Annotated in this window: 12 protein-coding genes; 4 read left to right on the forward strand and 8 right to left on the reverse strand. The window is 72.2% G+C overall.

The features are described from left to right. Positions 1-85 precede the first annotated feature (85 nt). Positions 86-1,753 carry a hypothetical protein gene (locus QE359_RS18960; protein ID WP_309780373.1) on the forward strand — a complete coding sequence of 556 codons (1,668 nt, stop codon included), beginning with the start codon at positions 86-88 and terminating at the stop codon, positions 1,751-1,753. Positions 1,754-1,760: 7 nt separating this feature from the next. Here the strand turns inward: QE359_RS18960 and QE359_RS18965 are convergent, their stop codons facing one another. The 5 genes from QE359_RS18965 to QE359_RS18985 all read right to left on the reverse strand — a co-directional run bounded on the left by QE359_RS18965 (position 1,761) and on the right by QE359_RS18985 (position 7,063). Continuing rightward, the gene (locus QE359_RS18965) at positions 1,761-2,693 is read right to left on the reverse strand and encodes a 4-(cytidine 5'-diphospho)-2-C-methyl-D-erythritol kinase (protein WP_070418109.1); all 933 of its coding nucleotides are present in this window, start codon (positions 2,691-2,693) and stop codon (positions 1,761-1,763) included. 9 nt (positions 2,694-2,702) lie between these two features. Further along, a complete protein-coding gene (locus QE359_RS18970; RefSeq protein ID WP_309780374.1) occupies positions 2,703-4,019 on the reverse strand; it encodes a PLP-dependent transferase in 1,317 nt (438 codons plus the stop codon). Continuing rightward, complete coding sequence (locus QE359_RS18975; RefSeq protein WP_071302821.1) at positions 4,019-5,071, reverse strand: LLM class flavin-dependent oxidoreductase; 1,053 nt, start codon at positions 5,069-5,071, stop codon at positions 4,019-4,021. The genes QE359_RS18970 and QE359_RS18975 overlap by 1 nt, the downstream gene beginning before the upstream one ends. Positions 5,072-5,161: 90 nt before the next feature. After that, positions 5,162-6,160 carry an alpha-L-glutamate ligase gene (locus QE359_RS18980; RefSeq protein WP_309780375.1) on the reverse strand — a complete coding sequence of 333 codons (999 nt, stop codon included), beginning with the start codon at positions 6,158-6,160 and terminating at the stop codon, positions 5,162-5,164. Between the two features lie 60 nt (positions 6,161-6,220). Further along, positions 6,221-7,063 (reverse strand): helix-turn-helix transcriptional regulator, encoded by an 843-nt coding sequence (locus QE359_RS18985; protein ID WP_309780376.1) that lies wholly within the window; start codon positions 7,061-7,063, stop codon positions 6,221-6,223. Positions 7,064-7,116: 53 nt separating this feature from the next. On the opposite strand from QE359_RS18985, the gene QE359_RS18990 reads away from it, so the two are divergent. Further along, positions 7,117-7,908 (forward strand): SDR family NAD(P)-dependent oxidoreductase, encoded by a 792-nt coding sequence (locus tag QE359_RS18990; RefSeq protein ID WP_309780377.1) that lies wholly within the window; start codon positions 7,117-7,119, stop codon positions 7,906-7,908. A gap of 54 nt (positions 7,909-7,962) precedes the next feature. On the opposite strand, the gene QE359_RS18995 is transcribed toward QE359_RS18990, so the two are convergent. The 3 genes from QE359_RS18995 to QE359_RS19005 form a co-directional block, all read right to left on the reverse strand. Next, positions 7,963-8,424, reverse strand: a complete 462-nt coding sequence (locus tag QE359_RS18995) for a hypothetical protein (protein WP_309780378.1) — start codon at positions 8,422-8,424, stop codon at positions 7,963-7,965. Positions 8,425-8,481: 57 nt separating this feature from the next. Continuing rightward, complete coding sequence (locus QE359_RS19000; RefSeq protein WP_309780379.1) at positions 8,482-9,426, reverse strand: hypothetical protein; 945 nt, start codon at positions 9,424-9,426, stop codon at positions 8,482-8,484. Between the two features lie 96 nt (positions 9,427-9,522). Continuing rightward, positions 9,523-9,747 (reverse strand): hypothetical protein, encoded by a 225-nt coding sequence (locus tag QE359_RS19005; RefSeq protein WP_139219788.1) that lies wholly within the window; start codon positions 9,745-9,747, stop codon positions 9,523-9,525. 127 nt (positions 9,748-9,874) lie between these two features. Here QE359_RS19005 and QE359_RS19010 point away from each other — a divergent pair, with 127 nt between their 5' ends. Both QE359_RS19010 and QE359_RS19015 read left to right on the forward strand, forming a co-directional pair. Continuing rightward, on the forward strand, positions 9,875-10,345 hold the full coding sequence (locus QE359_RS19010) for a YbaK/EbsC family protein (protein ID WP_309780380.1): 471 nt from the start codon (positions 9,875-9,877) through the stop codon (positions 10,343-10,345). After that, complete coding sequence (locus QE359_RS19015; RefSeq protein ID WP_309780381.1) at positions 10,345-11,262, forward strand: pentapeptide repeat-containing protein; 918 nt, start codon at positions 10,345-10,347, stop codon at positions 11,260-11,262. Before QE359_RS19010 ends, QE359_RS19015 begins: the two co-directional genes overlap by 1 nt. The last annotated feature ends 29 nt before the right edge of the window (positions 11,263-11,291 follow it).

An 11,291-nucleotide genomic window follows, 5' to 3' on the forward strand; every position in this document is an offset into this window, starting at 1 on the left:
CGCACGATACCGGTATGTGGAACTCTCAGTCTGGGCTGCGGGGACGCCGGGCACCTGCCCAGCCGCCGCGGATACCGTCCTCACCGTGACTGCACCACGGACCGGCACCATCAGCATCCCCCGGACGACGGGGATCGCGCCGGTCCGTGCCCGCTCCGGGTTCCGGGGCCTCGTGTCGAGCATCGGCACCGCCGTCGTCCGCACGCCCGAGCTGACGGTCGGCGCGTTCGGCGTGATCGTCTGCGCCGCCTTCGCCTGGGTCCCCTCGCTCTGGTACGACGAGGCGGCGACGGTCACGAGCGCCCAGCGGACCTGGCCGCAGCTGTGGGCCGAGCTGCACAGCGTCGACGCCGTGCACGGGCTCTACTACTCGCTGATGCACGTCTGGTTCTGGCTCGTCGGGTACACGCCGTTCACGCTGCGGTTCCCGAGCGCCCTGGCCATCGGCGTGGCGGCGGGGCTCGTCGTCGCGCTCGGGCGCCGGCTCGGCGGACTTCGCCTGGGCATCACCGCCGGGCTCGTGTTCCTCGCGCTGCCCCGCGTGCAGTGGGCCGGGTCCGAAGGTCGGCCGTACGCCACGATCACGACCCTGGCCGTCTGCCTCACCCTCGTCGGTCTGACCGCGGTCCGCCGCACCCGGTCGGGTCGCAGCCTGCACTGGTGGGCGGCCTACGGAGCACTCGCACTCGTCTCGGTGACCTTCAACGTCTACCTCTCGCTCGCGGTCGTCGCGCACGCCGTGACCCTGCTGTGGACGCTGGTCGCCCGCCGCGCCGCCGCCCGTCGCGCCACGGTGTCCCGCCGCGGCCACGACCTGGGTCCGGCGCTCGTCACCCGCGGGGTCCTGGTCCGCTGGGCCGTCGCAGCCGTCTTCGCCGCCGTGGCCGTCTCGCCGCTCGTCGTCGAGGTCGCCTCGCAGTCGAAGCAGGTCGCGTGGATCGCCGGCATCGGCGAACGTACGGGCGTGCAGGTGTTCGCCACGGCGTGGTTCGGCGGCGTCGACGTGTACGCCGCGGGCGCGTGGGCGCTCATGCTCGTCGGCACGGTGTTCGCCCTCGTCGAGGCGCACCGGCGCTCCGCCACGGTCCGGTCCCTGGTCCGTGCGCAGTCGGTCCGCGTCGCCGTGCCGCTCGTCGTCATCCCCACGGCCGCGCTCGTCCTCGCCACGGCGATGGGGAAGCACCTGTACTCGCCGAAGTACGCCACGCTCAGCCTGCCGTTCGTCGCACTGCTCATCGCCCTCGCCCTGACGCTGGTCCGGCCGAAGGCACTGCTCGCCGCCGCCGTGGCCGCCGTCCTCGTGCTGTCGGTGCCGACGGCCGTCGCCGTGAAGGAGCCGCTCGCGAAGCAGGATTCGACCTGGGCCCGTGCCGCCTCGATCATCGCCGCCGAGCGGAGCACCAACCGCGCCGACGCCGACGAGGGTGTCGTGTTCGGCAGCGTCTACGGGCACCCCGGCACCACCGCCGACGTCATCCGCATCTCCTACCCGTCGGCGTTCGCGGGCATGACCGACCTCGGCGTGCGCAAGGTCGGAACCGAGTCCGGCGTCCTGTGGAACCAGACCGGGGATCTCGAGACGACGATCCCGAGCCGCCTGGGCGACATCGACACGGTCTGGTTCGTCGGCGGGACGGTGAAGGCGCGCAACATCGAGCCGGAGACCGCCGCGGTGCTCGCGGAGCACGGCTTCACGGCGAAGGAGCACTGGAAGACCGGCACGGTCGTCATCACGGAGTACGTCCGGAACTGACCGGCTGTCAGTGCAGGACGCGGGCGCCGTGCACCGGTCCGGCGGCACGCACCGCGACCATGCCGGCGGCGCTGAGCTCGACCTGCACCTCGAGCGCGGCATCGCGGTCGGCGACGAGGAACGCCACCGTCGGCCCGCTGCCCGACACCAGTCCGGCGAGGGCACCGGCCTTCTCCCCGATCTCGAGCGTCGTCGCGAGCGCGGGCTGGAGGCGCATCGCCGGGGCCTGCAGGTCGTTGTGCAGGCAGTCCGCGAGCAGGTCGGGATCGCCCGCGCGGAGGGCCTGCAGCACGTTCGCCTCGACCACGGGCGTGGTGGGTGCCGGCGCGATGTCCGCACGGTACCGCTCACGGTGTTCGTCGAGCGCCCGGTACACGGCGGGCGTCGAGAGGCCGGCGTCACTCAGGGCGAGCACCCAGTGGAACTCGCCCTTGGCCAGCGCCGGGCTCAGCTCGTCGCCGCGCCCGGTCCCGACCGCGGTCCCGCCGGCGAAGGCGAAGGGCACGTCGGCGCCGAGCTGCGCGGCGAGACGCAGCAGTTCCTCACGCCCGAGCGCGGTCCCCCACAGCGTGTCGACGGCGAGCAGGGTCGCTGCGGCGTCGGCCGATCCACCGCCCATCCCACCGGCGACCGGGACCTGCTTGTCGATGGTGAGCCGGACGCCCCCGCGGTACCCGGCGGCGTCGGCCACGAGGCGCGCGGCCCGGATCGCGAGGTTCGACTCGTCGACCGGGACCGACCGGGTGTCGATCGGCCCGGTGAAGGTCACCGAGAAGTCGTCCGCCGGCTCGGCCGAGACGTCCTCGTACAACGAGACCGCCTGGTACGCCGTCGCCACGTCGTGGTAGCCGTCGTCCTGCAGGGCCCCGACCGACAGGTAGACGTTGATCTTCCCGGGGGCGCGCGTCCGCACACGGGTCGGTGCGGCCAGCGTGGTCATGCCCCCAACCTATCCCGACGCAGCCGCGAAGCCGCGCGTGAGGTCCGCGAGGATGTCGTCCACGTGCTCGAGTCCGATGGACAGCCGGATCAGCCCGTCCCCGACCCCCGCGGCCGCCCGCTCCGCCGAGGTCATCTGCACGTGGGTCGTCGACGCCGGGTGCACGACGAGGGAGCGCACGTCGCCGATGTTCGACACGTGGTCGAACAGCTCGAGCGCCGCGACGAACCGCCGCCCGGCGTCGACCCCGCCGTCGAGGTCGAACGCGAGCACCGCCGACGGACCCGCCGGCACGTACCGCTGGGCGAGTTCGTGCCACGGCGACGAGGGCAGCCCGGCGTAGTGCACGCCGAGCACCTGGTCGTGCGCGTCGAGCCACGTCGCCACCGCGGCCGCGTTCGACACGTGCCGGTCCATCCGGAGCGACAGGGTCTGGATGCCCTGCAGCACGAGGAAGGCGTTGAAAGGGGCGATCGCCGGCCCGAGGTCGGCGGAGAGCTTCGAGCGGGTGCGCTGGATGAAGGCGCGCCGCCCGAACTTCTCCGCGAAGTTCGTGTTCGCGAACCCGGACTGCTCGGTCGTCGCGAGCTGCGGGTACCGCTCGGCGTGCGCCGCCCAGTCGAAGTTCCCGCTGTCGACGATGAGTCCGGCGATGGCGCTGCCGTGCCCGGCGAGGTACTTCGTCGCCGAGTGCACGACGATGTCCGCACCGTGCTCGATCGGCCGGACGAGGTACGGCGTGGCGATGGTGTTGTCGACGATGAGCGGCACGCCGTGCTCGTGCGCGACACCGGCCACCCCCGCGAAGTCGAGGACGTCGCCGCGCGGGTTCGGGATCGACTCGCCGAAGAACGCCTTCGTCTCCGGACGGACCGCCGCCGCCCACTCGTCGAGGTCGGTCGGGTCCTGCACGAACGTGAACGCGATGCCGAGGTCGCCCAGGGTGGAGGCGAAGAGCGTGTAGGTCGCGCCGTAGAGCGACGCACTCGACACGATGTGGTCTCCGGCGCGGGCCAGGCCGAGGACGGCGAGCGAGGTCGCAGCCTGCCCGGACGCGAGCGCGAGGGCGCCGACACCGCCCTCGAGGTCCGCGATGCGTCGCTCGAGCGCCGCAGCCGACGGGTTGTTCACCCGCGAGTACGTGTGACCGGGCGCGTTGAGCATGAACCGGTCGGCCGCGTCCTCGCCCGACGGGTACACGAACGCGGCGCTCTGCGCGATCGGCGGCACGTTGGCGCCGAACCCGGGGTCCGCCCGGAAGCCGGCACGGATCTGCCGGGTCTCGAACGCCCAGCCGGCTTCGGTGCCGTCGGAGGCGTCGCCCATCAGACGACCGCCCCGGACGGCGCGGCCACGGACGGCCGGACGAGCGGGATGACCTGCTCGCCGAACCGGTCCATCTCCTCGAGCTGCGGCGAGAACTGCAGCAGCAGCGTGTCCACCCCGGCGTCCTCGAACTCGCGGATCCTCGCGGCCACCTGCTCCGGCGTCCCCACGAACCCGGGGCGGAGCCCACGGTTCGACACCGAGTAGTCCTCGAGCGACGGCACGTGCTCGAGCTGCGACTTCGAGATGAAGTCCTGGTACGACTCGTACGCGTGCCCGTGCTGCACGTCGGTGATCCGGGCGAGCTCGGCCTGCGCCTCCTCCTCGGTCTCGCGGACGATGACGTAGGCGGCCATGCCGAACGCCTCGAACGGCGGCAGCCCCGCGTCGACGCGGCGCTGTTTCATCTCGGCGATCTTCGTCCGGAGCTCCTCGACGGTGCCGCCGTGGGTCACGTAGGCGTCGGCGTACCCGGTGATCGCCGCCTTGCCGGCCTCGCTCTCGCCGCCGGCGTAGATGCGGGGGGTGACCCGGGGCTTCGGCTCGAGGTGGCTGTTCTCGATGTCGTAGTACTCGCCGTGGAAGGAGTACGGCGTCTCCCGCCAGAGCCCCTTCATGATCTCGACGAACTCCGCCGTGCGCTTGTACCGGTCGTCGTGCTCCGAGAAGATACCGCCGTACTGCTTGGCCTCTTCCGCCCACCACGCGCTCACCACGTTGAACGTGAACCGGCCGCACGAGATGTCGTCGATCGTCGCCGCCTGCTTCGCCGTCACCGCGGGCAGGTGGTACCCGGGACGCATCGCCGCCATGATCTCGAGGCGCTCGGTCGTCGCCGCGATGGCCGCGGCGAGCGACCAGGCCTCCAGCGAGGGCGCGGCCGTGCCCTTGATGTCGTTGAGGTTGAGCTCCGGCACGAGCGTCAGGTCGAAGCCGATCCGCTCGGCGCGCTGCGCCAGCCGCTTCACGTAGTCGAAGGTGACCGGCATGTTCTCGTTGTCGACGTTGCGCAGCCAGCCGCCGAAGAGCGGGGTCCAGTATCCGAATCGCACGGGGTGAGTTCCTTGGGGAGGTGGGGAGGGACGGACTGGAGGCGCGGGGCGGGCCCGCACCGCGCCTCCAGTCCGGTGGATCTTGCGTTTTCAGGCCGTGAGCTGCGCCGCGTACTGCGTCTCCAGCAGGCCACCGAGGTACCGTGCGATGGAGCGCGGGCCGGAGGCCGGCGCGGTCTCCTCGACGGCGGGGTTGTAGTTCGTGTTCGTGTTGATGTCGTAGACGACCGTGCGACCGTCCGTCGTCTCCATGAACTCGACGCCCGCGATCTGGATCCGCTGCTCCGCGAGGAACCCGCGGAGCTGCTGGACGAGCGGGTGCTCGGCGGTGACCTCCGTGCGGACGCTGAACGCCGGGGGCGCCCCGGCTGCCTCGGTGCCGGGGACGTCGCAGACGGCACCGGCGATGACCTGCGGGACCTCGCACGCGTCGGCCGGGCACAGCTCGAAGCTGCCGGCGCTCGTGTCGACGCGGACGGCGTAGACGAACTCGCCGCCGACGAACTCGACGCGCGTGATGAACGGCTCGCGGGCCGTGAGGTACTCCTGCAGCAGGGTGATGCCGTCGACGGGCTCCTCGAACTCCGGGCTGTCGACGTAGGCGTCGAACTCGGCGAGCGAGTCGAGCCGGCGGACGCCGAGGCCCTTGCCGCCCTGGTTGTGCTTCGTGATGAACGGCACGTCCTGGCCGCCGGTGAAGTCGTGGGCGGCCTGCTTCAGCGTCGTGCGCCCGAAGACGGCCGTGGTGCGGGGCACGTCGAACCCGGCGTTCCGGAGCAGTCCGTGCTGGGCCACCTTCGAGACCTCGAGCTCGAGGACGTGGCTGCCGCCGACGACCTGTCGACCGGCACGCTCGAGCCAGCCGAGGACCGCGCGGGTGTACTCCTTCGAGTGCTCGTGCCCGCGCGTGTGGGAGCTCGCCGACATCCGCGACCAGTACACGCCCGGTTCGGGGTCGGCTCCGAGGTCGATCTGTCCCTCGGTGAGGAGGATCTCCTCGACGGGGACCCCCTCGGCCTCGAAGGCAGCGGCGAGCGGCGGGAACCACTCGGGGTTCTCGTGGATGACGTACACGCGGGGAGTGCTCACCTCGCCACCCTAGGCACGGCCTGCCGGGAGTCGCCAGGTGTGTGACGCGGGTTTACTCCGTCAGCGGGCGAAGGTCTGCTGGCCGACGACGCCGAGGAGCTCGAGCTTCTGCGCGTCCTCGCTGCCCGTCGGTGCCGTGAAGAGCAGCAGCGCCTGCGTCTGGCTCGTCGTGTGGAGCACCTGGCAGTCCACGGCGATGCGACCGAGCTCGGGGTGGACGAACGTCTTGTGGTCCTCCCACCGGCTCGCCACGTCGTGCAGGGACCACAGCGCTCGGAAGTCCGCGCTGTTCGCCTCGAGGTCGGCGATCAGCTCAGCCGCCCGGGTGTCCGTCGGTCCCGCGGCGCCGACCGCGGCGCGGAGTGCGGCGACCTGTGCCCGGGCGAGCCGCTCGTGCTCCTCCGGCGCGTACTTCGCCCGTTCGTAGCCCGTCATGAACCAGCGCCACGGCTGGTACCGCTCGTTGCCCGGCAACCCCGTGGTCGTGCCGAGGAGCGCCGCCCCGAGCCGGTTCTCGACGAGGGTCTCGCCCAGGTCGTTCACCACGATCGCCGGGGTGTCCTCGAGGCGGTCGAGCACCCGGAGGATCGCGGGGTCGACGTGGTCGGAACGGTGGACCCGAGCGGGCGCGTTGTGCCCGGCGAGGCGGAACAGGTGGTCGCGCTCGTCGAGGATGCAGCGGAGCGCCCGGGCGATCGCCGCCACCATCTGCTCGGACGGCTGCGGTCCGCGCTGCTGCTCGAGGCGCGTGTAGTAGTCGGCGGACATCCCCGCCAGCGCGGCGACCTCCTCGCGCCGGAGGCCCGGCGTGCGGCGGCGCTGCCCGGAGCCGAGCCCGACGTCCTCGGGGCGCAGCAGTTCGCGGCGGCGGCGGAGGAAGTCGGCGAGCCCGGGGCGGTCCATGCCTTCATCGTGCACCGGGCCCGGCGACCGTGCCAGGGATCGGCGGTCCCCCGATGACGGCGCTCTGGTTCCGGCGGTCGGGCGGGTGGATCGTGGTCGTCATGGACATCACGAACTCCACCGTCTTCATCCCCGGCGCGACCTCGGGCATCGGCCTCGGGCTGGCCCAGCGCCTGCAGGCAGCGGGCAGCACCGTCGTCATCGGCGGCCGACGTCGCGCCCTGCTCGACTCGCTGCACGACGAGTACGGCTTCGGCACCGTCGAGCTCGACGTCACCGACCCGGCGTCGATCACCGCCGCGGCCGCCTCCGTCATCGACGCCTACCCGTCGCTCGACGCCCTCGTCACGATGTCGGGCATCATGCGCGCCGAGGACCTGCGATCGTCGGAACACCTGGCCGACGCCGTCGCCACCGTCGAGACGAACCTGCTCGGCACCATCCGCCTCATCGACGCGTTCCTGCCGCACCTGCTCGGTCGTCCGGCGTCGACGATCGTCACCGTGTCGTCGGGGCTGGCGTACACACCGCTCGCCGCGACCCCGACCTACAGCGCCACGAAGGCCGCGGTGCACTCGTACACGCAGTCGCTCCGCCAGCAGCTGACCGGGTCACCCGTCTCGGTGCTCGAGCTCGTGCCGCCGGCGGTCGCCACGGATCTGATGGGCGAGGGCGTCGACTTCGGCGGGATGCCGCTGTCCTCGTTCCTCGACGAGGTGGTGTCGCTGCTGCAGGCCGGCGCGGCGCCGGAGATCCTGGTGCAGAACGTGCTGCCGCTGCGGTGGTCGGAGCGGGACGGGACGCAGCAGCAGCTCATCGAGGCGCTGGCGTCGCGGGGGCACTGACGACCGGCTCGCCGGCCTCCGCTGGCGAGTCGGCGGTGGCGCCGTCCGCCTCGTTCAGTCGGTGGCGCCGTCCGCCTCGCCGCGGGCTCCGCGCCGTCGGATCACGCCGTCGAGGATCCGGTTGACGAGTCGCCAGGCCGGCCACGCGAGGGCCCCGACCAGCGCCGTGTCGACCGGGCGGCCGAGCGCGCGGATCACGACGTACGCGCCCGTCATCGCCAGGCCGGTCGACAGGGCGGCGTTGAGGCGGCGGGGTGTCCAGCCCTGGCCGTGGCTGTGGTCGTGGTCGTGGTGGTCGCCGTCATCGTCATCGTCATCGTCATCGTCGTCGTCGGGGAGGCGGTCGAACGTGATCCCCCACGCGACGAACAGCCCGCCCAGCACGACGGCCACCCACGCGGCGTCGTCGGACGGATCCCGGAGCAGCGCGAGCACGGCGAAGACCACGATGGCACACCCCGCGACCACTGCCGTGAGCAGGAGGACGAGTGCGGAACGGGAACGCGGTGCAGACACCCGTCGAAGCCTAGGGCCATCCGGTCGATCCGCGCGTGCCCCGTTCGGGACCCCGGTTCAGAGTGCCGCCAGCAGGTCCTGGAGCTCCGCCTTGGCGTCGGGCATGCGTTCCGGTCCGGTGAGCCGTTCCCGCTGCACGGCGATCCGGACCGTGCCCGCCCGGGAGCCGTCCTCGGTGGTGAGCAGCACCGACTCGCGATCGGGGAACGTCCACCGCGCCGAGGGCCGCTTCCCGCCCCGGCGTTCCGAGGTCGGGGCGAACCCGAACGCCGTCGTGCAGACCGGCACGACCCCGTCGAGCACCGTCTCGCGCTCCCCGGGGACCTGGCGCGACGCCGACACCGCGAACGAGCCGTCCGATCGTTGCCCGGGGATCCGGAGGCCCCTCGCCTGCTCGTACCCGATCGTGACGCCCTGCGCCCACCACGGCTCGACGCCCTGTTCGACGAGCCAGACGGCGATGGCGGCGTGCCCGATCGTCCGTCCGTCGATCTCGTCGATGCGGGCGTACCAGTCGTCCGGCGTGCGACCGGTCGCCGCGAGCACGTTGTCGGCGGCCATCCCCTGCGCGTGCGATCGCACCGTCCCGTCGGTCATGCCGCCATCGTAGGGGCGGTGCGATCGCTTCACGCTCGTGATCTCGTCAGCTCGCGGATCCGGACCGCAGTCGCCGCGCAGCATCGACGCCGTCAGGCGAGATGAGGAGCGGGAGTTCCTCGCGCGGAACGGTGCCGAACGCGACGTCGCACGTGACGAAGGCGCTGACATCGGCGGCGATCGCGGTCGCGACCTGAACTGCTCCCCGGGTGGTGAGCCCCACGTCGACATCAGGAGCGGGAGATCGGACGAGACCTCGTCCACGCCCACCCAGTGCATCGAGATCGACCCGAGCATGCCCTGCCAAGCCGCGATGTACGAGGCCGCGGCGTCCTGGCCGATGTCGAACGCCGCGTCGAACACGTCGAGCTCGAGGAGCGTGGTGGAGAGGATCGTGGTGTCCATCAGGTCGAGGAGTACCTGGTCCGCGCGGTGCAGGTGGAGTAGGAGAGCACTCCGCGGTCACCGAACGCCGTCGGGCTGAGCGGCTCGAACACCGGCTCAGACCGCGGTGCGTCGGAAGTGTTCGACCGGTGCGGGCCTGACCTCGCCCTGGAATGAGTTCAGCGCGCGATGCAGCCGAGCTCGACGTTCTTCCCGCGTCCCTTCGCGCGGCGGCGTTCGTGTGAGGATCGATGCCATCTCCGCCGCGGTGAACACGCGGACTCCGTGACGCACCTCTGCCGGAGCGGTGTCGGTGGCGGGCGGTCGGTACTGGACGCTCATGGTGTCTCCTTCGGTTCGTGGGGACGACCGTAGGCGGGTGCGGAGCCGGTCGGCAAACATGTTGGATTTCCATGACTTCGGGGCAAGTGCTCGCGTTGGACATCGCTTCCCGCGAGGATGGACGGTGATGAACGACCCCCTCGCCACCGTCCAGCGCATCGTCGCCGAAGCCGGCATCGACGCGACCGCCCGGGAACTCCCCGACTCGACCCACAGCGCCGCGCAGGCCGCCGCCGCGCTCGGCACCGAACCGGGAGCGATCGCGAGCAGCCTGCTGTTCCTCGCCGACGGGGAACCGCTGCTCGCGATGACGTCCGGCCGGCACCGGGTCGACACCGACCTGCTCGCCGCCCAGATCGGCGCGACCGAACTCACGATGGCCACCGCGAAGCAGGTCCGCGAGATCACCGGGCAGCCGATCGGCGGCGTCTCCCCCGTCGGGCACCCGGCCCCGATCCGCACGGTGGTCGACGAGGCGCTCCGCGAGTACGACACGGTCTGGTCGGCGGCGGGGACCGCGAACAGCGTGCTCCCCCTGACCTTCGAGCAGTTGCTGTCGCTGACCGGTGGGACGGTCGTGCGGGTCAACGACCAATGATGGCGACGCGGACGCGGGTCGAGCTGGGGCGACGCGAGGACCTCGGCGCCGACTGCGCGAACTGCTTCGGCCTGTGCTGCGTCGCCCTGGCGTTCGCGAAGTCCGCGGACTTCCCGTTCGACAAGGACGCCGGCGACCCGTGCACGAACCTCGACGACGCGGACGGCTGCCGGATCCACCCGCACCTGCGTGAGCGGGGCTTCTCCGGCTGCACGGTGTTCGACTGCTCGGGGGCCGGGCAGAAGGTCTCCCGGCACACCTTCGCGGGCCGCTCGTGGCGCGACGACCCCGAGACGCGGCGGTCCATGTTCGCCACGTTCCCGGTCGTCCGACGACTCCACGATCTCCTGCGGTACCTCGACGAGGCGATCACCCTCGTGCGAGCGACACACGACGGGGCCCCCTGGGTCGGGGCCTTCGAGCACGTCCGTCTGCTGAGCGACGGGACACCGGAGGACCTCGCCACCCTCGACGTCGACACGGAGTACGACCGTGCCCGTCCGCTCCTGCTCGAGGCGAGTGCGATCGCGCGTCGGCAGGGTCCGGTCGGTGCCCACGACCAGCGAGTCGGTCCGGGGACGGACCTCGTCGGCGCGGACCTGCGCGGGGCCGACCTGCGCGGGGCGACGCTGCGGGGGTCGCTCGCCATCGCGGCGGACCTCCGGGGCGCCCGGTTGGACCGTTGCGATCTGCTCGGCGTGGACCTCCGCGACGCGGACCTGCGCGGCACCGATCTCCGTGGCGCGGTGTTCCTCACGCAGATGCAGGTCAACGCGGCGCGGGGCGACGCGGCCACGGTCCTGCCGGAGGGGTTCCAGCGCCCCGGGCACTGGAGCACGACGGCGGACGCCGCCGCCGGGGTCACTCCGCCGCGGCGAGGACCGTCCGGCCGAGGCGCACGAAGTCGTCGGCGCTGAGCATCTCGCCCCGAGCCGTCGGGTCGACC

The organism is Curtobacterium sp. SORGH_AS_0776 (genome assembly GCF_031453355.1).
Classification (GTDB): domain Bacteria; phylum Actinomycetota; class Actinomycetes; order Actinomycetales; family Microbacteriaceae; genus Curtobacterium.